The following is a 25,460-nucleotide window of genomic DNA, read 5'->3' as shown; positions in this document are numbered from 1 at the left end:
GTGGACATAACTTGTTGTAACCGTTTTCTTTTATTTGTGTATAATAGAGCGTAGAGGGAGGTGATGAAATGCTTCTAACCAAATCGGAGCATGCATTAATTAACTTGTTCTTAACGAAAAACGATTTTTTGACAGCAAAGCAATTAGCTGAAATTCTAGACGTTTCCTCTAAAACGATTTATCGCAAGATTAAAAACATCAATGAGACAACTGGAAGAAAGGATATCATCATTTCTGAAAAGGGGCGTGGTTTTAAGTTAGATTATAAAGCTTACATACAAGCTAAATTAGAAACGACAGGTGATATTTTTGGCTATACACCAACAGAAAGACGTGAAAAAATCTTGCTGCAAGTATTGTTTAAATCACCAAAGTACTTGAATGTAACAGAGCTGTATGAAGATTATTATGTTGGGTATAATTCAATCAAAAATGATTTCTCTCTTTTAAATCAAGCCATCGAGAAATATGATTTGGCTCTTGAAAAAAGGCAAAAAGAAATACGGGTTGTTGGCACTGAAGAAAACATCCGGACCGCCATTAATGAAGTGATTAACAACTTGGATTTATCGACCTATGATGATTTGAAAACAGAATACAGTGATCTCAATAAAGCTGACGTTCAGTTTATTGTGCGGCAAATGGAGTTGATTGAGAACAAGCTGATGATTAGCATTCCGTATCCGTATGATATTAATATCTTTTCACATTTGTATATTTTAATCAACCGTTTCCGTCAAGGGGAAGTAGAAGATTTTAAAGAAAGTGATGATGCTTATATCGTCACAAATGAAAAATTGCATACGATTGCTGTAGAAGCCATTGATGCAATTGAACAGTATTTGAAAATGAAGCTACCGGAGAGAGAGACTTTCCATTTTTTACAATACTTGATTTCTTCTCGTTTTAACCATGAAATCGAATTAGTTCCAGGTAAAATTTTACCGATTGTGGAAGAGATGACTGATTTTTATATTGAACAAGTGGCTGCTAAAATTAATATGCCGATTAATAAAAAGCAATTAAAGATCGAGCTATTGAGCCATATGAAGCCAATGGTAAACCGAATGAATCATCAAATTAATATAAAGAATAATTTGTTAAGCGACATCAAATTAGAGTATGGCAGACTATTTGAAATCATCAAAGAAACTGCAAATGATGTAGCAAAAACCTTTAAATTAAATACAATTTCTGATGATGAAGTTGGCTATATTACCATATATTTTGCGAAACACATGGAAGCGTCTCCTCTAGTCAAACGAATTATCATTATGTGTTCAAGCGGTATTGGGACGTCAGAACTTTTGAAAGTAAAGGTACAAAAAGCTTTTCCAGATGTTGAAATAGTAGACGTTTTATCATCTACAAGATTCAAAAATAACTTGCAAGACTATCAGAATATTGATTTTATTCTAACAACAATTAATGCAGAAAGTACGAAAGAAATCCCATCGTTACTTGTAAGTGCGATGTTTACCGAGAAAGATAAAATAATGGTAAAAAAACTGATGGAAAGTTTATAGGAGGCGAATTCATGGATATCCAAGATTTAGATATTAGTAAAGTAATAAGCCCAGCACTTGTAAATTTAGACTTACAAGCTACAAGTAAATTAGAAGTCATTGAAGAGTTAACAGATTTACTTGTTGAAACTGGGGCAGTAGCAGACAAAGATGCTTTTATAGCAGATGTATTATATCGCGAAGAAGAAGGCAAAACGGGACTAGGAGAAGGAGTCGCTATTCCACACGGGAAGTCGGCGAGCGTTACGAGTACATCCATTGCCGTTGGAAGAACTAAAAAACCTGTTGAGTGGGAGTCGCTTGATGATAAACCAGTAAATATTATTATTCTTTTCGCAGTGAAAAATTCAGATGCTACAACAACTCATATTAAATTACTTCAAAAAGTAGCAATCTTACTTGCGGACGATGAGGTGATTGGCCAATTTCAAACTGTAAAGACAAAAGAAGATTTAATTAAGTTGTTAGCCAAAAATCAGGATTAGGAGGAGTTTGGAATGAATATTATTGGAATAGCAGCTTGTACATCGGGAATCGCACATACGTATATTGCTAAAGAAAAACTAACAAAAGCAGGGACAGCGCTTGGTCACAACGTTCATATTGAAACACAAGGAACAATTGGTATCGAAGACGAGCTTTCAGCAGAACAAGTGAAAAATGCCGATGTAGTTATTATTGCTGCCGATATTAAAATTAGCGGAAAGGATCGTTTTAAAGGAAAACGAGTTGTCGAAATTCCAACAGACCTAGCGATTAAAGCACCAAAACAAATTATTAATAAAATAGACAAAGAAATAAATAACTAGGGAGTGAACCGGTATGATGAAAAAACTGCAAATCAAAAAACATGCACTTACAGCGATTTCGTATATGTTACCGTTAGTTGTTGCCTCGGGGTTACTTATTGCCATTGGAAATTTAACAAATGGACAAGTTATTGAAAACTACAAAGCACCTTATTCGATTCCAGATGCACTTGTCTCTCTCGGTGTGCTTGGTATGGGACTGCTTGCTCCAGTTATTGCTGGTGCGATTGCCTATTCGATAGCAGATAGGCCGGGAATTGCGCCAGGGTTACTTATGGGACTTATCGCCAATTCAATCGGTGCTGGATTTTTAGGCGGAATGCTTGGAGGATACTTAGTCGGTTATTTTGTACTTATTCTTGTGAAATATTTAAAAGTGCCAAAATGGGCGCAAGGTTTAATGCCAATGATGATTATTCCGCTTATTAGTAGTTTAGTCGTCGGGCTTCTGATGTACTTTGTTGTAGGGGTTCCAATCGTTTGGGCCACGGAGGCGATGACAAGCTTCTTACAAGGCATGCAAGGCAGTATGCGCTTTGTTTTCGGAGCTGTACTTGGAGCTATGGCAGCATTTGACTTTGGTGGACCTGTAAATAAAGTGGCCTCCTTATTCGCAGATGGGCTCCTTCTTGAAGGCGTCAAAGAACCAGAAGCAGTAAAAATTCTTGCTTCGATGGTTCCGCCATTCGGGGTGACCCTTTCATGGGTAGTTTCCAAATTAATTAAAAAGAAAAAATACACGAAGTCAGAAGAAGACAATATCAAAATTGCTTTCCCGATGGGGATTTGTATGATTACAGAAGGTGTTATTCCCATTGCAGCGGTTGACCCCATTCGCGTTATTATTTCTTGTACACTTGGTGCGGCAGTCGGCGGAGGTCTTAGTATGACTTGGGGAATTGGCTCACCAGTTCCATCAGGCGGAATGTTTATCGTCCCAGCAATGAATGAACCACTCTTATTCTGTTTAGCATTATTAATTGGTACTTGTGTCACAGCAGCCATGTTACTCATCTTGAAACGAGAACCTACTAAAGAAGAAGAACTCATTGCTGACCAAGGATTAGAAGAGGAAGATGAAGTTGATCTGTCTGGAATTAAAATTTCATAAGGTGAGGAGATTTTGAAATGTATGTGTCCATGAAAGGTATGTTAGAACGTGCGAACAAGGAGCATTATGCAGTAATGGCAATTAATTGTTTTAATCTGGAAACGGCTCGTGCAGTCATTGATGCTGCACAAGAACTTCGTGCGCCGATTATCATTGATTTACTTCAAGATCATTTGACAAGTCATCTAGGAAGTCGCTTTTTGACAAAACCCATTATAAAAATGGCAGAAGAAGCGAGTGTTGAAGTGGCAATTAATTTGGATCACGGGCATGATGTGGCGATAGTGAAGCAATGCTTAGCGGATGGTTTTTCTAGTGTGATGATGGATGCGTCTAGTTTTCCTTATGAAGAAAACGTTGCAATTACGAAAAAAATGGTCGAGTTTGCAGAAGTTTATCATGCTAGTGTCGAGGCGGAAGTTGGTAATATTGGTGCGGTGACTGGAGATAATTACACCAATCAAGAAATGTATACCGACCCCAAAGTGGCCATCGATTTTGCTAAACGAACAGGGATTGACGCTTTAGCAATTTCTTATGGTTCTTCCCATGGTGATTATCCAGAAGGTTTTACACCGGCTTTCCAGTTTGATATTGTCAGAGAAATCAAATCCGCGACAAACATGCCGCTCGTTTTGCACGGAGGTTCTGGTTGCGGGGCGGAAAATATTCGAGAATCCGTTCGACTGGGCATCAATAAAATCAATGTTGGCTCCGACTTCATGAAAGCACAAGTAAATCAAATAAAAACGAATTTAAAAGAAAATCCGGCCGTTAACTATGTGGACTTAATTCATGAAACGATAAAAGCCGGCACAAAAGCTGTTAAAAATTATATTCAACTATCCGGTTCAACCGGAAAATCACTTTAAAAGGAGAAATGAAAATATGTTAGTAAATATGAAACAATTATTAGAAGTAGCTAAGGAAAACAAATTCGCGGTGGGAGCATTTAATGTTGCAGACAGTAACTTTTTACGGGTGGTAGTAGAAGAAGCTGAAAAAAACAATGCTCCAGCAATTATTGCAGTGCATCCAACAGAATTAGATTTTACGAAAGATGACTTTTTCCAATATGTTCTTGCAAGAATTAAAAATAGTCCTGTTCCATTTGTTCTTCATTTGGATCATGGTGACAATATGGGAGATGTGATGCGAGCGGTACGTTGTGGTTTTAGTTCAGTGATGATTGATGGCTCTTTGCTTCCTTTTGAAGAAAATATTCGTGTTACAAAGGAAGTTGTTGATGTTTGTCATAAACTGGGGGTCTCAGTTGAAGGTGAGCTCGGGACTATCGGGAAAACCGGTAACAGTATTGAAGGCGGCGTCAGTGAGATTATCTATACAAAACCCGAAGAAGCGGAAGAATATATTAGTCGCACGGGTGTAGATACGCTAGCTGTTGCAATCGGGACAGCGCACGGAATTTATCCTAAAGATAAGGAGCCAAAATTACGTCTAGATATCTTAAAAGAAATAAAAGATTTAGTGAATATTCCACTTGTACTTCACGGTGGTTCTGCAAATCCAGATGCCGAAATTGCTGCAGCTGTCGAAATTGGAATTCAAAAAGTAAATATTTCCAGCGATTACAAATACGCCTTTTATAAGAAATGTCGTGAGATTCTAAGTACAACAGAACTTTGGGATGCCAACGCAATCTACCCAGACTGTATTGATGCGGCGAAAGAAGTGGTGAAATATAAGATGGAACTTTTTGAGTCTATTGGTCAAGTTGAAAAATACCAACAAGCAAAAACCACAGCTTGGCGAAGTGAACTAATCTAACAAAAAAAACTAAGAGCGCAAGTTGGCTCTTAGTTTTTTTGTATCTTTACAAGTGGTACATTCATCTCTATTAACTTTTGGAGCTTCTGGACATCGTTAATTCGCCAAGGCTTTCTTTGTGATTCCAAAATGCCTTCTTCACGTAAATGTCCTAGAACTTTAGACGTGTAGCTTTTAGAAGTATTAGCATGATCAGCAAGTATTTGATAAGTTAAAAATTCTGGAAGTTCTACTATTTTTTCGGAGATACGTAGGCCAAATTCAATCATTGTACTTAAAGAATAATAAATACTTTCACGTGAAGTCAATTTTTCTTGATAAGCGATAGTGTAAAATCTTCTTCTAGTTTCCGCTAATTGATGAAGCATGAGATAATTTCGCGGATCTTCCGTCTCCATCATCCCCTTAAAGAAACTGATATCAATTTTCCACCATACAATATCTGTAAGAGCAACCATCATTGTGTGTTCAGGTATATCCTCTGTATAAACTGGCAAAAAGGGAAATGCTCCTTTAGACAAAATATAAGAAAAATCACGCGGTTTGTTGTCATCAAATATTAGTTTCATAAAACCTTCTTCTATTATATAGATATGTTTTCGTTGTTTATTGGATGTGATAATTGTTTTTTGTGGGAGCCGCTCTTGAATGCAGTGCTTATTAAAACTCGGATTTTTCTTGAGCAGTTTAAGAATATTATCTATCGAAGCAAATTGATCTAACGTTTCTTTTAAATACATACCATTCCCCCCTATGTCATTAGTTTCCCGCAATATAAGCGCATAAAACTTATTCTTCTAGTAGAATATTTTTGCGTAAACATAAGCGGGGAAGAATAAAAACACGAATTAATAACTTTCACAAATAATACAAAATATCGCGATAATCATTAAAAAATAGAGGTTATTCTTCTAAAAAGGTAGTTAGAAAGATACTATTTTCACTAAAATGTTGCTTGAAATTTTTGGATAGAAAAGTAGAGGGAATGTGCTTCGTCTTATAATAGAAGTATCAAAAGAAACTTATACAATAATTTATAAAGTGAATAAAATTCAATTGTGACAAAAAAGTCAAAAATAGTTGGTTAAAGCAGGAAGTTTTGTTTTTTTGTTGGGTTCCTTTTAAAAGTGTTTGGTAGTATCATCACTTGTAAGAAGCCACTCATCGCATTATAAAACTATTTGCTAACAACATAAAATAGAAATGAGATGACAATAAATGCAATCCGTATTTGAAGATTTGTATAGTAAAAAAATTTTGGAAGAAGAATTTGGTTATACATGCTTCTTGCAAACTTTAATCGATAACAGAATCCCTTATAAAAAAACAAGGATACCGAGCAACATGATTTTACTAACAGAGGATACAATAAATACAAAGGTTTATTTTATTGAAAAAGGGATAGTTTCATTAGAGAAGAATAAAAATGTTATAAGTTTTTTGGGATCAAACCAAATTGCTGGATTGAATGATTATTTTATGGCAGAAGCAAATCTATACACTGCTAGAGTTATCGAAACAATTACAGCATACGAATTTGATAAAGAAGATATAATTTGCTCGATTATTGGGATGCAAGAGGGGTGGCTCTATTTATATCTTAATAATCGAAATCACGAAAATGTTTTAATTGAAAAATGTAATTTAATGCGTGGTAATGGAGAAAATCGTTTGAAAGAGTCTCTAGAGCAGCTGGGAAGATATTTTGGAAATGAAAAGGAAGGCGTGCTACGCATTCCAAAATGTTTCACAAAGAAAATTATTGCTAATTATTCTAACTTATCGGTGCGTTCAGTAACTCATCTTTGTAGAAAGTTGGTTGAATCAGGTTTTTTAGCAGAAAATTCTAAGTCTTTTGTTTTGTTGGATAAATACGGAAGAATAGAACCAGAAGTAACTACGATATAATTATACTTGAGTAAAAGATAAACTATTTAATTTTTAGTTTATCTTTTTTCTTAGGGAGAAAAAATTACATCATAAAAAAACAAGCAAAGTATTTTCTTTGCTTGTTTTTTTATGATGAGCCGTGCTGGGTTCGAACCAGCGACCCTCTGATTAAAAGTCAGATGCTCTACCAACTGAGCTAACGGCTCTAAATATGACTGGGCTAGCTGGATTCGAACCAGCGCATGACGGAATCAAAATCCGTTGCCTTACCGCTTGGCTATAGCCCAATAATAGAAAATGGTGGAGGGGAGTGGATTCGAACCACCGAACCCGAAGGAGCGGATTTACAGTCCGCCGCGTTTAGCCACTTCGCTACCCCTCCGCTATAAAATGCCGACTGCAGGAATTGAACCCGCAACCTACTGATTACGATTCAGTTGCTCTACCAGATTGAGCTAAGTCGGCGAAGAATCGCTCTCACTGCTGGCAAATCGAAATCTCTTGCATAATTAATTCTTCAAAACAGATACTAATACATGATATAACATTTTAATCAATTTTACCAGCTTTTTTTTAAAAAAAGTGAAAAATATTTTTGAAGTTGTTATTTTTGATTAAAAAGTGACCCGTACGGGATTCGAACCCGTGTTACCGCCGTGAAAGGGCGGTGTCTTAACCGCTTGACCAACGGGCCATATGATAAAGTTTTTTACCGCTAGAAACTATTATATAAAAAAAGGATGTCATTTGTAAATACCCAAATTAAATTCTTTTTTTTCTGAAAATATAACTTTGGAAAACGGGTTATTTATCTTATTAATGGGTATGTATATTGAAAGGCGTGTGAAATAAATTTCTACTTTTTAAAGACGTAAAAACAAGCATTATGAACAATTATTCACTTGAAAGATAATTAGTCAGCTAAAATAATACAAATTAGTATTACAATCTAAAATCAGCTGTGCTATAATGTGTCTGGTCAACTTGAAGTTAGCTAAAAATCAAATAAAAAAGGTAGGGAATACAATGGCTTCGCCGCTAAAAAGACTATTAATCGGCCGCCCTCTGAAAACATCAGAAGCTGGAGACCAAAAACTGGGGAAATTAAAAGCTTTAGCAGTTCTGTCATCAGATGCACTTTCTTCTATTGCGTATGGTACAGAACAGATCTTATTGGTACTTGTAACTGTTAGTGCTGCCGCTATGTGGTATTCATTACCAATTGCGCTTTGTGTACTTGTTCTTTTGTTTGCTCTTAATCTGTCTTACAAACAAATTATATACTCTTATCCGCATGGTGGAGGAGCTTATATCGTTTCAAGAGAGAATTTGGGGAATAATGCCGGTTTAATCGCAGGTGGATCTTTACTAGTAGATTATATGCTTACAGTTGCTGTAAGTGTTTCTTCTGGAACAGATGCAATCGTTTCTGCTGTCCCATCATTATATCCGTTTGCAGTGCCTATAGCTGTACTTCTTGTCGTTGGAGTAACGATTATCAATCTGAGAGGTATTACTGAATCAGCTAGTTTACTTGCAATACCAGTATATTTGTTTGTTTTTTCTATTATAGCTCTTATATTTACAGGTTTATTTAAAGTATTAACTGGTATGGATGCAAGTCATGAAACAGCTGCAGTAGGGACTCACGTACAGGGTGTAACCATTTTTCTTTTACTAAGAGCATTTGCATCTGGGTCAGCTTCTTTAACGGGTATTGAAGCTATCTCAAATGCTGTTCCTTTATTTAAAGAACCACGACCAAAAAATGCCGCAAAAACATTAACATTAATGGCAGGCTTACTTGGTTTCTTCTTTGTCGGAATAACAGTACTTGCTTTTGTTTATGGAACTGTTCCTGAGCTAAAGGTAACGGTGCTTTCTCAAATTGCTGAAAATGTATTTGGCAGAAACTTCATGTTTTATTTTATTCAAGCCACTACGGCACTTATTTTAGTTTTAGCAGCTAATACCGGATTTTCTGCATTTCCGATGTTAGCATTTAACTTGGCGAAAGATAAATTTATGCCAAGAATGTATTTAGCAAGAGGAGATAGACTGGGCTACTCTAATGGGATTATTACTTTAGCTGTGGGTTCTATCCTACTCATTATTTTGTTTAAAGGGAAAACGGAATTACTCATTCCATTATACTCTGTCGGAGTGTTCATACCATTTACGTTGTCTCAAACAGGGATGATAGTAAAATGGTGGAAACAGCGTCCTAAAGGTTGGAAAAAATCATTATCGGCTAATTTACTTGGAGCATCAATTTCATTTACAGTATTATTAGTGTTATTCTTAACTCGAATTGAATCTGTTTGGCCAGTATTTGTCTTTATGCCAATTATGATTTATGTTTTCCATCGTACGAGACATCATTATAGGAAAGTCGGACCGCAACTTAGAATTGACGAAACAATGGACTTGCCGGACTTTAAAGGGAATGCCGTCATTATTTGTGTGTCTGATACCACCAAAGTTGTAGAGGGTGCATTACAATATGCTAAATCTATTGGTGATACAGTCATTGCTGTTCATATCTCTATTGATAAAAAACAGGAAAAAGAATTTGTTGAGAGATGGAATAGGGTGCATCCTGAAGTGCGTATGGCTAATCTGTTTTCTCCGTATCGATCTATTTCAGATCCATTAATGAAGTTTATTGATACAGCTAAACAAAAAGCAGATCAAGACAATTACTCACTAACAGTATTAATACCACAATTTATTCCTAGAAAAGGTTGGCAAAATGTCCTTCATAATCAAACAAGCCTATTGATTCGCACAAGACTTCTAATGAAAAGGGATGTAGTGGTTTCCACATATCCTTATCATTTAAAAGAATAACAAGAGAAAAAAACGGAAGAGACCTTCGGGGGAAGAGGGGGAACTCTTCCGTTTTTGTAATGGAACAATGTAAGCATAACGGTTGTTTATTTATTTGTAAAAAGTGGAAATTTTGATTTTAAAGAAGAATATTCATCGGAAAACTAAATTTCCTTTAGATGAAAAAGGCATTTTAAATGCCGAGTTTTCCTAGATAATTAAAAAAACTGCTCGAATCAAGTTTTTTATACAATTTGAAAAATAATGTTTGGTTAGAAAAAAGAGCACACTTTTTTTGTATATGTTATAAAAAAACAGGCAATAAAACTTGAAAAAATGGAAATAAGAATTAATACTTATCTATAAAATTGAATAAATATAAGTGTTACAGTATATAAGTAAATGGACTTAAGTAATGTTACAAAGTGGTAACAAATTTTTCTTTTTGATGAATTCATAATGAGTGGATTTTGCGTATCTATATAAAGCGCTATATAGAGCCATTTAACGTTTTTAAAGAGGAGCATGGAAATCCATCCAAGCCTTGAAAAAAGCCAGTTTTCGCGTTATAATTTCAGTAGTTGATGGGAGTTATTATTTTGGGTAAAGGAGCGCTTTGTATGCAGGAACAGGACATTAGGTATTATGTACTACCTACTATTATCATTTTTATATTAGGAATTGCTGCAATGAATGCATCTAGTTTTCCATTTATTAGTTTTCTGACAACTACGCTCGTTGCTATCGCTATTGGAATTATTATTGGCGGAGCTCATCAATTAATTAGATTGATTATTAAAACTTATCAACAAACGAAGGAACGCAGAGTCTCTCAAAAAAAGTGGCAAACACTATAAAATGACTCATTACATATTCATAATAAACCAAGCATTTTCAGACTTTTAATGAGAATGCTTTTTTTGTGGGTTAATTCTTATTTTTTTTGTGTAAAAGATGGTACAATAAGGAAGATTATGAATGGAGGAGGTTGGAGATGGCGACTTTAGCAGATGTTGCGAAACGGGCAAATGTCTCCAAAATGACAGTTTCACGGGTTATTAATCATCCAGATCAAGTCTCAGATGAACTGAAAATGCTTGTTTATAGTGCAATGGAAGCCTTAGAGTATGTACCAAATTATGCTGCAAGGGCGCTTGTTCAAAATAGGACGCAAGTTATTAAATTTTTGATTTTAGAAGAAATTGATACAGTTGAACCATATTATATGAATTTATTAACAGGAATTAGTCGGGAGTTAGATAAATACTACTATTCGCTTCAACTCGTTACGCAAAGATCCAGGAATATCGGAGCTTATGACGGGCTTATTGTCACGGGAATACGCGACAAAGATTATGATTTAGGACTTTTAGATATTGATAAACCAGTTATTTTTTATGGTGAAAATAAACGTGGCTATGATTCTATTGATGTAGATAATAAAAAAGGGACTGCGCTCGCAACAGAGCATATGGTAGAGATCGGTTTTTCGCGAATCGTCTTTTTGGGAATTGATTTATTAGATGAACAGTTTATGAAATCGCGCCTAGAAGGCTATGAAGAAATAGTGAAAGAACATGGTTTGGAACCGGAAAGTTATTTTATTGCGAATAGTTCCAGTGTCGCGGAAGAAAAAGCATTTGAATTACTACGCTATAACTCAGAAAAAATTGCGATTGTTTGCGCATCAGATCGAATTGCCATTGGGGTTGTTCGTGCTGCCGCTGCTTTTGGTCGCCGTTTTGGTGAAAATATTGCTGTAACAGGGTTTGATGGTGTTTTTTTAGATAGAATTTCATCGCCAAAAATTACAACTGTTCAATCTCCCGTCGTTGAAATGGGGGAAGAACTCGCGAAGATGTTACTTGCGAAAATTAATGATCACGGAAAACCTCAAGGAAACCTATTATTTACTCCTGAATTACTGATAAGAGCCTCTACAACTGGAAAAGAAGAGTAATAAAAACGCTAGGAATCTTTATTCCTAGCGTTTTTTTATTTGAGTAAAATGGGTAAAAATGCGATGAAATCAAAAATGAAGTGAACGATGAAAGTAACCCAAATCGAGTTTGTTTTCTTAAATAAGTAGTTCAAAATGAGTCTAGCAGGTGCTAAAGTAATGATACATTGTAAGAAGTTAAAATCATAGGAAGTCAGATGCCACGTCGCAAATAGTAACGAGCAGAGCAAGGAAGCTTGCCAGAATTTCCAGTTCCATTTTTTCCAAGCGGCATAGAGTAAGCTAATGGATAGTAGTTCTTCGCCAAGAAGCATGAACGGGATACTTGTGAAAACGTAAGACCATGTAAGTACACTGTTGATACCATTTTCAGTAGTACTGCCCGCGAAGTAAGCCCAAGCAATGTTGAAAATAGAGCTGATAATAATTAATGCTGGAGCACCGATGAGAATCCATTTGAAACTAAAATGTTTAAACCAATCGAGGAATTCTGCTTTTAGTATGATAAAAGCAATAACCCCCATGCATAGGGCGTTAAAAAAAGCACCTATAAATTCTAACACTCCAATATTGGAAATGATGTGTGGCAAAAGAAGAAAAAGAACACCAATAATGATTGCGCTGGAAAATAACCAATACCCTTGTTTTTTAAAGCTTAAAGTATTTTCCATTTTATCCTCCTTTTAGACCTTTTTTCGATAGATTTCATTAGTCCATGAGTTATTATAGCTCTTTACTTTAAATCAGTAAAGTTACTAATTTGTCACTTTAAAGGAGGAGGGAGAATTGGCTTTCTTCTATAGTATGTTGAAAGAATATGAAATAGCTAGAAAATCTTGTTACCGTTAACGAGTGAGAAAAGGTTGCAAACGCTTTAATGGAAATGCTAATTTGAAATAGAACGATAGGTGATATAGGAGGAGAAAAAATGGAAAAAGCAGGGATTTATCATCAACCAGCGAGTAGCTATGCTTATAGTTATGACGCTAAAACACTACATATTCGGATTAGAACGAAACGCTTGGATATTAGCGAGGTTACTCTAATTGCTGCCGACCCTTACTTATGGAAAGATGGAAAATGGCAAAGTGAATCTTATACAATGCGCAAAATCGCAGAAACAGAAGAGCACGATTATTGGTTTTTTGCAATTACACCAGAACATAGACGTCTTCAATATGGCTTTTTACTAACAGATACAGAAGGAGAAACAACATTTTACGGCGGACGTGGTTTCTTTGAGCCAACTGAGGCTAATTTAGCTACGATGGATTATTACTTTAAATTTCCATTTATCCATGCGGTGGATACTTTTGAGGCGCCTGAATGGGTTGGGAATACTATTTGGTACCAGATTTTCCCAGAACGTTTTGCAAATGGGAATCCGGCTATTTCTCCGGAAAATGCCTTGCCGTGGGGAAGTAAAGATCCGAACACAACAGACTTTTTCGGCGGGGATATAGAAGGAATTATCGAGCATTTAGATTATTTAGCAGAGCTTGGTATTAATGGGGTTTATTTGACACCTGTGTTTGAAGCACCAACCAATCATAAATACGATACGGTTGATTATAAAAAAATTGATCCACATTTTGGAGATAAAGAAACGTTTAGAAAATTAGTTCAGGAAGCGCATAAACGTGGGATTCGCATTATGTTAGATGCGGTGTTCAATCACATTGGCGATACTTCAGCAGAGTGGCAAGATGTTGTCTTAAATGAAGAAAAATCTGCATATCGTGATTGGTTCCACATCCATAGTTTCCCTGTTCGTCAAAATGAAAATGGCAATATTGAAGGAGAACCAACACTTTCTTACGATACATTTGCTTTCACGACGCATATGCCAAAATTAAATACGGCTAACCCAGAAGTTCAGAAGTATCTACTGGATATTGCAACTTACTGGATTCGCGAATTTGACATTGATGGTTGGCGCTTAGATGTTGCTAATGAAGTAGATCATGCTTTCTGGAAAGAATTTAAAAAGGCTGTCCAAGCGGAAAAAGAAGATATTTATATTCTTGGTGAAATTTGGCATGATTCGTGGATTTGGTTACTTGGAGATGAATTCCACGCCGTAATGAACTATCCATTTACACAAACGATTATTGAGAACTTTATTGAAGAAAAAATCACACCGGAGCAAATGGTTTCTGGTATTAATGAACAATATATGCGCTACCCAAATCAAGTGAATGAAGTAATGTTTAATATGCTTGATAGCCATGATACGGCGCGTATTTTAACTCGTGCTAATAATGATGAGGATAAAGTGAAACAAGCGCTTGCCTTCATGTTCGCGCACACTGGTTCGCCGTGTATTTATTACGGAACTGAAATCGGCATGGACGGAGGAAATGACCCAGGTTGCCGTAAGTGTATGGAATGGGATGAAACGAAGCAAAACCAAGATATGCTAGCGTTTACGAAACAATTAATTGCCCTAAGAAAAGATAACCAAGCAATTATCACATCCGGCGAATTAACTTGGCTAGGTGCAAGTAGCGAAACGGGCATTACAGCATTTTCTAAAGAATTAAATGGTGAAAAACTGCATTTCCTTTTCAATCAAGCAAAAGAAGATAAAGATTTCACAATTTCATTTGAAAATACAGCGACAGATATTTGGAACAACCGAGCTGTAACAGAAAATCTTGTTGTCCCAGCAAAAGGATTTCTTGTTATTAAAGAAAACAGCTAAATCAATGGCGTAAAGGAATTTTTCACATGTTTACCGGAAAAATGTTGTTATCGGTAACATGTGAAATCTCCTTGTAAACGCTTTCGAAATCAGCATATAATAAATGCATAGGTTAACCTAATTCACAAACTTTAAAAAGAATTGAAAAAAGATGGGGACTTAGAAATCAGACAGTAAAGGGCGACTTTTTTCATAAAGAGGAGGAAAAGTAAATGAAGCGTTTCAAAAAAGTGGGAATAGTTTCGGCGGTTTTAGTAATGGCTTTAAGCTTAGCAGCATGTGGTGGTGGAAAAGACACTAGTAAATCTGGCTCATCTGATGAAAAAACATTAACGGTTTCCGTTGACGCAGGCTACAAAGACTACGTGAACAAAATAAAAGGTGATTTTGAAAAAGATAATGACGTGAAAGTAAAAGTAGTCGAAAAAGACATGTTCGAAACATTAGAAGCATTGCCACTTGATGGCCCGGCTGGAACTGCTCCAGACGTAATGATGTCCGCATTTGATAGAATTGGAAGCTTAGGCCAACAAGGACATTTAGCGGAAGTAAAACTTGGAAATAAAGACGATTACGATGAAAAAGACCAAAAACAAGTAACCATTGACGATAAAATTTATGGCGCTCCAGCAATTATTGAAACTCTAGTACTTTACTATAATAAAGATTTACTCGACAAAGCTCCAGCAACTTTCAAAGATTTAGAAACACTTTCTAAAGATTCTCGTTTTGCCTTCACTTCTGAAAAAGGAAAAAATACTGGTTTCTTAGCAAAATGGACTGATTTCTACTTCTCTTACGGACTACTTGCAGGATACGGTGGTTATGTATTCGGCGATGAAGGTACGAATCCAAAAGACATCGGTTTAAACAATAAAGGTTCGGTTGAAGGAATTACTTATGCAACAAAATGGTTCCAAGATGTATGGCCAAAAGGTATGCAAGACAATAAGAGTGCAGATGACTTTATCCAAGATCAATTTGTTAAAGGTAAAGCAGCAGCAATTCTAGGCGGTCCATGGTCAGCAGCAAACTACAAAGAAGCAAAAATTAATTACGGCGTAGCAAAAATCCCGACACTAAACAATGGCAAAGAATACTCTCCATTTGCAGGCGGTAAAGGTTGGGTTGTAAGTAACTATTCTAAAAACAAAGATGTAGCTCAAAAATGGTTGGATTATGTAACTAACCAAAAAAATCAAGAAACTTTATATGATATGACAAATGAAGTACCAGCTAACTTAAAAGCACGCGATACAGCGAAATCAAAAAATGATGAATTAACTAATGCTGTTATCGAACAATACAAAAATGCGCAACCAATGCCAAATATTCCAGAAATGTCGGAAGTTTGGACAGGTGCTGAAAACTTAATGTTTGATGCAGCTTCTGGTTCGAAAACACCGCAACAATCAGCAGATGATGCAGTAAAAGTAATTGAAGATAACGTAACGCAAAAATATACTAAATAATAATGATTTGGCGGGGCAAAGATAGCGCGCTCCGCCATTTTTTTCAACTTAGCTAGTGAATCTATATCTAGAATTGAGGGTAACAAAATGAAACTAGAACAAAAACAAATTAAAAATGTTCGTCAAGCGACTTTGTTATCAATCATTCCGGGACTTGGTCAATTTTATAATAAGCAAAATTTTAAAGGGATTGTCTTTTTCGCACTATTTGCTTTGTTTATCATAGAATTTTTTGCAGTTGGGCTGAATGCACTGATTGGCCTTGTAACACTTGGATCTGTACCGGGTGTAGACCATTCCTTATTTTTAATGATTGAAGGTACTTTACAATTAATTGTGACATTACTATTTATAGGCTTTTGGTTTATAAATATTTTCGATGCAAGACGCGTGGCTATGCAGTGGAACCTAGGTGAAACTGTTAACCGTTCTGCGATTGCTATTATAAAAAATATGCTCGACAAAGGTTTCCCGTACTTACTTACATTACCTGCATACTTAGTGATGACTTTTGTTATTATTTTCCCAGTTCTTGTTACTCTTTTCATGGCATTTACCAACTATGATTTTTACCATATTCCGCCAGCGAACTTAATTGACTGGGTTGGATTTAAGAACTTCTTTAATATTTTCTTCCTAAGTTCGTATCGTGACACGTTCCTAAGCGTATTTTCGTGGACACTCATTTGGACAATCTGTGCAACTTCTTTACAAATTGTCGTTGGTGTATTCACGGCGATTGTTGCGAACCAAAGCTTTATTAAAGGGAAACGTCTTTTTGGGGTAGTTTTCTTACTTCCTTGGGCGGTACCAGCATTTATTACAATTATGAGTTTTTCCAATATGTTTAACGACAGTATTGGCGCAATCAACTCGCAAGTCATTCCGCTTCTAAACCATTTGCCATTTGTTGATATCAATGCGATTGCTTGGAAAACAGATCCTTTCTGGACAAAAGTGGCGCTGATTAGTATTCAAGGTTGGCTTGGTTTTCCGTATATTTACGTTATGGTTACTGGGGTGCTTCAAGCAATTCCTGGTGAACTATACGAAGCAGCTAGAATTGATGGTGCAAGTGCGATTCAACGTTTCCGTAAAATTACATTACCGATGATTTTATTTGTAACCGCGCCGGTATTTATTACGCAATATACATTTAACTTCAACAACTTTTCGATAATATACTTATTCAATGAAGGTGGTCCCGGAAGTGTCGGAGCAGGCGCAGGATCAACCGATATCTTAATTTCATGGATTTATAAATTAACAACAGGTACTTCGCCACAATACGCTGTAGCCGCTGCTGTGACGCTTCTTATCTCCATTATCGTTATTACTGTTTCGATGATTGCCTTTAAGAAGACGAATGCCTTTGGGAACGAGGAGATGATGTAAATGAGAGACTTTATGAAAGATCAGCGGACAACAAAGTTCTTAACACAGTTTTTCACGTATTTGTTTTTAACCGTGCTAACGATTATTATTTTGTATCCGATTCTAATAACAGCATCTTCTGCCTTCAAACCAGGGAATATCGCGGCATTTACGCTTGAGTGGTCGGATAGTTGGACGCTGAATAACTTCACGAGATTGTTTAATGAAACATTATATCTTGATTGGTACAAAAATACACTGATTATCGCGGTTGTAACGATGATTATGCAAGTAACGATTGTGACGCTTGCGGGTTATACGTATAGCCGTTACCGTTTTAAAGGTCGTAAAAACAGCTTGATTTTCTTCCTTATTATTCAAATGGTACCAACGATGGCGGCCTTAACAGCTTTCTACGTGTTAGCGATGCTACTTGGCGCACTTGATCAATATTGGTTCTTAACATTGATTTACATCGGTGGTGGGATTCCGATGAACACATGGCTGATGAAAGGGTATTTCGATACCGTGCCGCGTGATCTAGATGAATCCGCCAAACTTGATGGCGCAGGACATTTCCGCATTTTCGCTCAAATCATCTTGCCACTTGTTAGACCGATGATTGCCGTTCAAGCTTTATGGGCGTTTATGGGACCATTCGGAGATTTCTTACTTGCTAAATTCTTACTAAGAACTCCAGAAAACTTGACGATAGCTGTTGGACTTCAAACATTTATCGCTAACCCGCAACAACAAAAAGTAGCCTTATTCGCAGCGGGCGCCATTTTAGCCGCGCTACCAATTTGTTTACTGTTCTTCTTCTTACAAAAGAATTTTGTTTCTGGCTTAACTGCCGGTGGAACAAAAGGATAATTGATTTTTAAAAAGGCTGTGATATCAATGAAAAAAGTTCCGTTTATCATTCAATATGTAAAAAGTACAATCGGTCCAACCGCTATTTTTGAGGGTCGGAAAGTATTGAAATTCTGGCAAATGGTCATCGTATTTATTTTCTTAAATGCGTTACTGTTGCTTCCTGTTTCGGCGCACTTTGCTAATCAGTCAAGCTTTGATTTACCAAGTTTAATGCCAAAAATGGCGGCGCTTGGCACGGATCAATTGGCGACAGAAGTTAGTGCACTGACGCTCGAAAATGGGGCGTTAACCGATAAAAATGCGCACATCGTCGAAAAAACAGCGAATGGTGTTGCTGGTGTGAATTTAACGAAAGCAGAACTTAGTGGAGCGAAGAATGTAATTAATTTCAAAGACCAAGAAATGACGCTTACGGATTCGAGTGGTTACACTTTTGAAGTTAGCTACCCAAAAGACGCGACCTTAAGCGAAATAACGTCAGGCGAGTCGCTCGTTGATTGGGTGTCGGCGCAGTGGTATTTGGAAAACCAAGCATTTGTTTTCCTATCGATGGTGCTGATGATTGGTTCTATCATTTTCGTTAGCTCACTCATGTTAACCGTATTTACGACGCTTTTCATTTGGATGACAAAACGGAGCAGTTTTTCAAGCATTGCTTCTTTTAAAGAATCAGTAAATTTAACGCTAAATGCACTGGGAATTCCAGTGATTGCGGCTTGTATTATCGGCTTTATCTACTTTGATATTACGATTATTATGGCTGTTCAGTCGCTCGGAATGGTGTTAATGATAGCATGGACATTTTTAAAGACAAGATTTTATAAGACTAGTGAAAAAAGTATGGCTGCTAGTCGCTAATTAGGAGGTTTTAGTATGGCACAGAAGCAATTATTTGAAATCGAACCATGGACATTACGGACAACCAAACTAGATAAAGAAAATAAACGTTTGCAAGAAAGCCTAACTTCACTCGGTAATGGTTACATGGGGATGCGCGGGAATTTTGAAGAAGGATACTCCGGCGACGGCCATATTGGAACTTATTATGCAGGCGTGTGGTTTCCAGATAAAACAAGAGTTGGTTGGTGGAAAAATGGCTACCCGGATTATTTCGGAAAAGTCATTAATGGCCTTAATTTTATCGGAATTGAAGTACGTCTTGACGGTGAAAAACTCGATTTATTTGTAGATGAAGTAAGCGATTTTGAACTTGTTTTAGATATGGAAAAAGGCGTTTTGAGACGTCAATTCACAGTAGTTAAAAATAATAAGACATTCCGGATTTCGGCGGAACGATTCCTAAGTGTTGCAACGAAAGAACTTGCGGTTATTCGTTATCAAGTGGAAGCGAAGAGCGCTGCAAAAGTGGATTTAACGTCCTTTTTAGATGGCAATGTGCAAAACGAAGATGCCAACTATGAAGAAATGTTCTGGCAAGAAGTCGAAAAAGCTTCATCAGCAAGTCGCGGTTCACTTGTCACAAAAACTATTCCAAACAACTTTGGAACACCGCGTTTCACCGTTTCAGCTGTGATGGAAAATACGACCAATACGGCAAACCAAACAAATCAAACAAAGGCACTTTACGCCGAAAATCATTTTCAATTCGACCTAAAAGAAAATGAAGTAGCGCAAATAGAAAAACGTGTAGTCATTACGACATCTCGTGATTATGAGGAAAGGGAAATTCTTCCAGCAGGAGAAAAAATCTTACAAAGCTTAGAAGCAAAAACGTATGATGAATTATTAGCCGCGCATGTTGCGGGTTGGCGTGAACGTTGGGATAAAGCGGATGTCGAGATTGCAGGCGACGATTCCGCGCAACAAGGTATCCGATTTAACATTTTCCAATTATTTGCTACTTATTACGGTGAGGACGCAAGACTAAACATTGGTCCTAAAGGCTTTACAGGCGAAAAATATGGCGGCGCGACATACTGGGATACAGAAGCTTTTGCACTACCAATGTATTTATCGTTAACGGATAAATCTGTGAGTCACAATTTACTTAAATATCGCCACGATCAATTGGATGGAGCGAAAATCAACGCGCAGAAAATCGGCCTAGCTGGCGCACTGTATCCAATGGTTACTTTTACCGGAGTTGAGTGTCATAATGAATGGGAAATTACATTTGAAGAAATTCACCGCAATGGCGCGATTGCTTATGCGATTTACAATTACACAAATTACACTGGCGATGATTCGTATTTAAAAACAGATGGAATCGAAGTATTGACTGAAATCACTCGTTTTTGGGCCGACCGCGTTCATTTATCTGATCGCTTAGATAAATACATGATTCACGGTGTAACGGGACCAAATGAATATGATAATAACGTCAGCAATAACTGGTATACAAACTATATCGCCGCTTGGACGATTCGTTATACGCTAGAAAACTTAGATGCAGAAGCGAAAAAACGTTTAGGTGTGACCGAGTACGAAATCGCCAAATGGGAAGATATTGAGCATCGCATGTATTATCCTTTTGACGAGAAATGGCAGATTTTTGTGCAACACGATACGTTCTTAGATAAAGAGTTACGTTCCACGGATACATTAAAACCAGAAGATATGCCGATTAACCAAAATTGGTCTTGGGATAAAATTTTACGTTCTTGTTTCATTAAACAAGCAGATGTCCTTCAAGGTTTATATTTATTCTATGATGACTTTGATTTTGATACAAAACAACGTAACTTTGAATTCTATGAGCCATTAACAGTACACGAATCTAGCTTATCGCCAGCTGTTCACGCAGTGTTAGCTTCAGAACTTGGTAAATATGATAAAGCAGTAGAACTATACAAACGTACAGCAAGACTAGATCTTGATAACATTAACAACGATACAGAAGATGGACTGCACATTACCTCTATGGCAGGAAGCTGGTTATCCATCGTTCAAGGCTTTGCTGGTATGCGAGTAACTGATGGCGAATTAAGCTTTGCACCATTCTTACCTGATGGCTGGGAAAATTACCGTTTCAAAATCAACTTCCGAGATCGTTTGTTAGAAGTGAAAGTAGAAAGAAATAGTGTGGAAATAACACTACTTGCAGGAAAAGCTTTTGAAATTAACTTATATGGAGAACCACAGGAGCTTCATTCAACTGTAAATGTAACTAAATGAAAAATGAAAAACTCGTATCAGATAGCCTGATGCGAGTTTTTTGATGATACTTTTTCGATACTTTTTGAAAGTTAATTTGTCTTATACTTAGTTTATCAGCTGATAATAAATCAAAAGGGGATCGGATAATGGCAAATTTGAAAGTAATAGAAAATGAAGCAACTATTCTAGCTTCTATACCTAAACATAATGTTGATTACAATGCTAGAGTAATGCAATCTGTTTCTGTTGACTACGAGCGAGATATGATTTACTGGACGCAACAGTACAGCGGAAAAAAAATGACTGATGCTGGAGCTGGGGAGTCATATAACATTACGAGGACAGATTTGAAAGGAAATTACATTGATCAAATGTGGTGTTTAAACGGTGGGCATGGAACAAATATTGCACTTGATTATAATTTAGAAAGTAAAAAAATGCATATTTGGTCGGCATATAAAATTAACAATAAATGGGAAGTGGTTTGTTACCCTTATGAAAGTAATAAAATCCTAAAGGGAACCGAGTCCAGTATTTTCATTTCAAAAGTAGAGAGTGGCAGCTATAACCGAATTTCAGGAGATTTGAAAAACGATATGTTGGTTTTTCATTCAGGTGGAGATCCTAAAACGTTTAATATTAGAATCGTGCGTGCTTCCTCTGTAAGAGAGGGAAAGCTTGAAGTACTTTATAAAGTAAAGGCAACTGAAGCAAATGATGCATATGTTTACCAAGGGTGTGCGTTAGATTTTCCATATTTATATACAGCTTCTGGTACTGGTGGCGTTGAAGAACCAAAACAATTAACTTGCGTGGATATAGTAACTGGAAAACGTGTGTATCAAACAACATTTAAGTTCAATACAAAAGCAATGCAAACCACAGAAAGCAATTTTGCAGAACCGGAAAATGTTTGTGTATATTATAAAAATAACCAAAAGCATATTGTAGTAGGATATGCTTTGGGAGGAGCAGGGAATCGTATGAATAGAGCATTTGATCTTGTAGAAAATAATAGTGAAAACATAGAAACAGAAATTGAAAGTTTAAGAAACCTTATTATAAGTAGAAAACGTACAGAAGTTATTTTTGATCAAAGTACTAAAGGGGATATGACAACAAATTTTAAATTACGTGAAACGTTAAATAATTTTGATATTATCCAAGTTGTCCTTGAATCTGGTGGGGGGTATACAACTGCATCTCGACTCGTATCGCCAAAACTATTCGAGGCATCTAAATCATTTATTTTTGCTTCGAGTAATATTGGTGATACTAGTGGAAATAATGTAGATATGTACGAATACGCTGCTAATTTTAATGATGACTTAACATCTTTTAAGAATGATCGTGCAGTCAAAATCGAAGTTTCAAATAACGGAACAGTACGGGGTAATATTACGAATATGGGTATTAAAAAAATCTATGGTATGGTTTTGTAATAAATTAAAATTAAAGAGCGCTGAATGATTTCTTTAACAAATCTTTCCAATTTTTGGCGGGACGATTGCTTTTTCCACCTGCACTCTTATGCTATAATAAAGAAAGTGAACCATGTGATCATAAATGGTTTTCAAGAGGCACGGAGGTGAAGTGATGGATTTTTCCAATATGTCGATATTGCATTATCTAGCAAATATTGTAGATATTCTTGTCGTATGGTTTGTAATTTATAAAGTGATCATGTTAATCCGAGGTACAAAAGCAGTACAATTATTAAAAGGCATTTTTATTATCATTGCAGTCAAACTATTAAGCGGATTTTTTGGTCTCCAAACAGTAGAATGGATTACGGATCAGATGCTTACTTGGGGATTCCTTGCAATTATAATTATCTTCCAACCGGAATTACGCCGTGCTTTAGAAACGCTTGGACGAGGCAATATTTTTACTCGTTATGGATCAAGAATAGAGCGTGAACAGCATCATTTAATCGAGTCTATCGAAAAGTCTACCCAGTATATGGCAAAACGTCGAATTGGGGCGCTGATTTCAGTGGCGCGCGATACAGGCATGGACGATTATATTGAAACAGGGATTCCGTTAAATGCAAAAATTTCTTCTCAATTATTAATTAATATTTTTATTCCGAATACACCGCTTCATGATGGAGCAGTTATTATTAAAGGAAACGAAATTGCATCGGCAGCAAGTTACTTGCCACTTTCAGATAGCCCGTTCTTATCCAAAGAACTTGGAACGCGTCACCGGGCTGCACTTGGGATTAGTGAAGTGACAGATAGTATTACGATTGTAGTTTCTGAAGAGACTGGCGGAATTTCCCTAACTAAAGGTGGAGAACTTTTCCGTGATGTGTCAGAAGAAGAGTTACATAAAATTCTTCTTAAAGAACTAGTCACAGTAACTGCAAAGAAACCTTCTATCTTTTCTAAATGGAAAGGAGGCAAAAGCGAATGATGGATCGAATTTTAAATAACAAATGGTCGATTCGGATTGTAGCCTTACTACTCGCAGCCATCCTTTTTACATCAGTTAATGCAAATAATAATAACGCCACGACTTTTTCAACGACTTCTTCTAGTGATTCAGAAGTCATCGAGAATGTCCCGGTCAAAGTATATTATGATAAAACGAATTTATATATTTCGGGTATTCCAGAAACCGTTACAGTCACGCTTTCAGGCCCTCGTAGCATCGTTCAGTCTGCCAAAGCTCAACAAGACTTTACCGTTTATGCAGATTTGAAAAATGCTTCCATTGGGACTCAAGAAGTAAAACTACAAGTGAAAGATGTATCTGACCGCCTAAAAGTAAAAGTGAATCCAGCAACAGTCAACGTCAATGTACAAGAAAAAGTAACGAAAAAATTCTCTGTTGACGTAGAATTGAGCAAATCTGTCGTTGCAGATGGTTATCAAGCTGGAACGCCCATCATTGATCCTAAAAAAGTCTCTATTACTGGTGCAAAAGATACTATCGAACAAATTGCTTATGTAAAAGCAACACTCGAAAGTGATGGCAAACATAAATCCGAATTTACCGATAAGGCTACCGTCTCTGTTTTTGATAGCAATTTGAACAAGCTAGATGTCGAAGTAAATCCGCAAGAAGTGGAAGTGACCGTGCCAGTTGAAAAAGTCGGCAAGTCAGTTCCAGTGAAAATTAAGCAAGAAGGCACGCCAGAAAGTGATATTGAAATTTCCAGCATGACACCAGATAAGTCAGAAGTAGTTGTAGTTGGTGACGATGCGGTCCTTGAAAAAATCAAAGAAATTGAAATTCCAATTGATGTTTCTAAAATCAAAGCAGATACCGTCAAAGAAGTGACTGTCCCGGTTCCAACTGGAGCCAAATCAGTCCAACCGACGACGATAGAGGTGAAGATTAAGACCGTAAAAAAGTCTGAAGCAAATAACAATCAAACAACTTCAGATAGTAATAACCAAGACACAGATACAACGGATAAAAACACCGATGATTCAGGAGATAACGATACAAAAATTTCTAAGTCATTTTCTAATATGCAAGTCTACATGAGTGGATTGAAAAATACTTTCGATGCACAAATGATAACTCCTGCCAATGGAAAAGTATCTGTGACGATAACTGGAGAGAAGAAAACAGTAGACGGAATAGCGGCGAAAGACTTGAGTGTGATTGCCAATTTGAGTAAAAGCAAAGCAGGAAGTTACAGTATTCCACTAGAATTGAATGGCTTACCGGATAATGTTGCCTATGTTATTAATCCTAGACAAGCTGATTTCATTATTACGGATAAAGAGGCATCTATTGAAGTACCTTCCAAAAGCACATAACATAAGGAGTGTGGGGCGCTAGTCTCATACTCCTCCTTTTTGGCAAAGAACTTTTTATACATAGAATAGTGGAAAAGCAAGCAATACCAACGTTTTATTGTAGAGGGATGAAATTTTCTCTTAAAAAAGGTATAATAACAAATGTATGGTTGAGATTAGCAAAGATAGAACCAGCATTTGACAAAGTAATGATGAAATGACAAACAAAAATCATTTAGATAATGAATG

20 protein-coding genes, 5 tRNA genes and 1 pseudogene are annotated in these 25,460 nt (G+C 36.5%); 19 read left to right on the top strand and 7 right to left on the bottom strand.

The annotated features are described in order from the left end of the window. Positions 1 to 68 precede the first annotated feature (68 nt). The 6 genes from GL301_RS10995 to GL301_RS10970 are packed head-to-tail and all read left to right on the top strand — an operon-like array spanning position 69 to position 5,234. Positions 69 to 1,526, top strand: a complete 1,458-nt coding sequence (locus GL301_RS10995) for a BglG family transcription antiterminator (protein WP_003724560.1) — start codon at positions 69 to 71, stop codon at positions 1,524 to 1,526. Between the two features lie 11 nt (positions 1,527 to 1,537). After that, entirely contained in the window at positions 1,538 to 2,011 is a 474-nt protein-coding gene (locus tag GL301_RS10990) for a PTS sugar transporter subunit IIA (protein ID WP_003724559.1), read from the top strand. A gap of 12 nt (positions 2,012 to 2,023) precedes the next feature. Next, complete coding sequence (locus tag GL301_RS10985; RefSeq protein ID WP_003724558.1) at positions 2,024 to 2,335, top strand: PTS fructose transporter subunit IIB; 312 nt, start codon at positions 2,024 to 2,026, stop codon at positions 2,333 to 2,335. 16 nt (positions 2,336 to 2,351) lie between these two features. Then, positions 2,352 to 3,446, top strand: a complete 1,095-nt coding sequence (locus tag GL301_RS10980) for a PTS fructose transporter subunit IIC (protein WP_003727867.1) — start codon at positions 2,352 to 2,354, stop codon at positions 3,444 to 3,446. Positions 3,447 to 3,463: 17 nt separating this feature from the next. After that, complete coding sequence (locus tag GL301_RS10975) at positions 3,464 to 4,318, top strand: class II fructose-bisphosphate aldolase (RefSeq protein ID WP_003724557.1); 855 nt, start codon at positions 3,464 to 3,466, stop codon at positions 4,316 to 4,318. 16 nt (positions 4,319 to 4,334) lie between these two features. Further along, positions 4,335 to 5,234 carry a ketose-bisphosphate aldolase gene (locus GL301_RS10970; RefSeq protein WP_003727868.1) on the top strand — a complete coding sequence of 300 codons (900 nt, stop codon included), beginning with the start codon at positions 4,335 to 4,337 and terminating at the stop codon, positions 5,232 to 5,234. Between the two features lie 9 nt (positions 5,235 to 5,243). Here GL301_RS10970 and GL301_RS10965 read toward each other — a convergent pair. Further along, positions 5,244 to 5,974: pseudogene (locus tag GL301_RS10965) on the bottom strand (Crp/Fnr family transcriptional regulator). Positions 5,975 to 6,452: 478 nt separating this feature from the next. Here GL301_RS10965 and GL301_RS10960 point away from each other — a divergent pair. After that, entirely contained in the window at positions 6,453 to 7,142 is a 690-nt protein-coding gene (locus tag GL301_RS10960) for a Crp/Fnr family transcriptional regulator (RefSeq protein ID WP_003727869.1), read from the top strand. A 115-nt stretch (positions 7,143 to 7,257) separates the two neighbouring features. Here the strand turns inward: GL301_RS10960 and GL301_RS10955 are convergent. The 5 genes from GL301_RS10955 to GL301_RS10935 all read right to left on the bottom strand — a co-directional run bounded on the left by GL301_RS10955 (position 7,258) and on the right by GL301_RS10935 (position 7,818). Then, positions 7,258 to 7,330 (bottom strand) — tRNA-Lys (locus tag GL301_RS10955). Positions 7,331 to 7,339: 9 nt separating this feature from the next. After that, positions 7,340 to 7,411: transfer RNA gene (locus GL301_RS10950), tRNA-Gln, on the bottom strand. An 11-nt stretch (positions 7,412 to 7,422) separates the two neighbouring features. Next, positions 7,423 to 7,506: transfer RNA gene (locus GL301_RS10945), tRNA-Tyr, on the bottom strand. Between the two features lie 9 nt (positions 7,507 to 7,515). Further along, positions 7,516 to 7,589 (bottom strand) — tRNA-Thr (locus GL301_RS10940). Between the two features lie 157 nt (positions 7,590 to 7,746). Continuing rightward, positions 7,747 to 7,818 (bottom strand) — tRNA-Glu (locus GL301_RS10935). Between the two features lie 332 nt (positions 7,819 to 8,150). Between GL301_RS10935 and GL301_RS10930 the strand changes: the two genes are divergently transcribed. The 3 genes from GL301_RS10930 to GL301_RS10920 all read left to right on the top strand — a co-directional run bounded on the left by GL301_RS10930 (position 8,151) and on the right by GL301_RS10920 (position 11,913). Then, complete coding sequence (locus GL301_RS10930) at positions 8,151 to 9,974, top strand: APC family permease (RefSeq protein WP_003724553.1); 1,824 nt, start codon at positions 8,151 to 8,153, stop codon at positions 9,972 to 9,974. Positions 9,975 to 10,573: 599 nt separating this feature from the next. Then, positions 10,574 to 10,810: a hypothetical protein gene (locus tag GL301_RS10925; RefSeq protein WP_003724552.1), complete on the top strand. Its 237-nt coding sequence runs from the start codon at positions 10,574 to 10,576 to the stop codon at positions 10,808 to 10,810. Between the two features lie 137 nt (positions 10,811 to 10,947). Continuing rightward, positions 10,948 to 11,913, top strand: a complete 966-nt coding sequence (locus tag GL301_RS10920; RefSeq protein ID WP_003724551.1) for a LacI family DNA-binding transcriptional regulator — start codon at positions 10,948 to 10,950, stop codon at positions 11,911 to 11,913. Between the two features lie 35 nt (positions 11,914 to 11,948). Here the strand turns inward: GL301_RS10920 and GL301_RS10915 are convergent, their stop codons facing one another. Further along, positions 11,949 to 12,584 carry a CPBP family intramembrane glutamic endopeptidase gene (locus GL301_RS10915; protein ID WP_003724550.1) on the bottom strand — a complete coding sequence of 212 codons (636 nt, stop codon included), beginning with the start codon at positions 12,582 to 12,584 and terminating at the stop codon, positions 11,949 to 11,951. Between the two features lie 257 nt (positions 12,585 to 12,841). Here GL301_RS10915 and GL301_RS10910 point away from each other — a divergent pair, with 257 nt between their 5' ends. From GL301_RS10910 to GL301_RS10870, 9 genes are all read left to right on the top strand, one after another. Continuing rightward, entirely contained in the window at positions 12,842 to 14,617 is a 1,776-nt protein-coding gene (locus tag GL301_RS10910; protein ID WP_003734390.1) for a glycoside hydrolase family 13 protein, read from the top strand. A gap of 212 nt (positions 14,618 to 14,829) precedes the next feature. Then, on the top strand, positions 14,830 to 16,089 hold the full coding sequence (locus GL301_RS10905; RefSeq protein ID WP_003724548.1) for an extracellular solute-binding protein: 1,260 nt from the start codon (positions 14,830 to 14,832) through the stop codon (positions 16,087 to 16,089). 87 nt (positions 16,090 to 16,176) lie between these two features. Further along, positions 16,177 to 17,484 carry a sugar ABC transporter permease gene (locus GL301_RS10900; RefSeq protein WP_003724547.1) on the top strand — a complete coding sequence of 436 codons (1,308 nt, stop codon included), beginning with the start codon at positions 16,177 to 16,179 and terminating at the stop codon, positions 17,482 to 17,484. Beyond that, positions 17,485 to 18,336 carry a sugar ABC transporter permease gene (locus tag GL301_RS10895; protein WP_003722383.1) on the top strand — a complete coding sequence of 284 codons (852 nt, stop codon included), beginning with the start codon at positions 17,485 to 17,487 and terminating at the stop codon, positions 18,334 to 18,336. 27 nt (positions 18,337 to 18,363) lie between these two features. Next, entirely contained in the window at positions 18,364 to 19,197 is an 834-nt protein-coding gene (locus GL301_RS10890; RefSeq protein ID WP_021496377.1) for a DUF1189 domain-containing protein, read from the top strand. Positions 19,198 to 19,212: 15 nt separating this feature from the next. Continuing rightward, positions 19,213 to 21,474, top strand: coding sequence for a glycoside hydrolase family 65 protein (locus tag GL301_RS10885; RefSeq protein WP_003724545.1), 2,262 nt, complete (start codon positions 19,213 to 19,215; stop codon positions 21,472 to 21,474). A 128-nt stretch (positions 21,475 to 21,602) separates the two neighbouring features. Beyond that, positions 21,603 to 22,898 (top strand): phage baseplate protein, encoded by a 1,296-nt coding sequence (locus tag GL301_RS10880; protein ID WP_070298253.1) that lies wholly within the window; start codon positions 21,603 to 21,605, stop codon positions 22,896 to 22,898. 154 nt (positions 22,899 to 23,052) lie between these two features. Continuing rightward, complete coding sequence (gene dacA / locus GL301_RS10875) at positions 23,053 to 23,874, top strand: diadenylate cyclase (protein WP_003722380.1); 822 nt, start codon at positions 23,053 to 23,055, stop codon at positions 23,872 to 23,874. Beyond that, positions 23,874 to 25,232, top strand: coding sequence for a CdaR family protein (locus GL301_RS10870; RefSeq protein ID WP_003728347.1), 1,359 nt, complete (start codon positions 23,874 to 23,876; stop codon positions 25,230 to 25,232). The genes dacA and GL301_RS10870 overlap by 1 nt, the downstream gene beginning before the upstream one ends. Positions 25,233 to 25,460 lie beyond the last annotated feature (228 nt).

It is taken from the genome of Listeria sp. LM90SB2, from assembly GCF_028867355.1.
Taxonomy (GTDB): domain Bacteria; phylum Bacillota; class Bacilli; order Lactobacillales; family Listeriaceae; genus Listeria; species Listeria monocytogenes_B.
The sequence above is the reverse complement of the archived record's forward strand: the minus strand, read 5'-3'. Positions and strand labels throughout refer to the sequence as shown.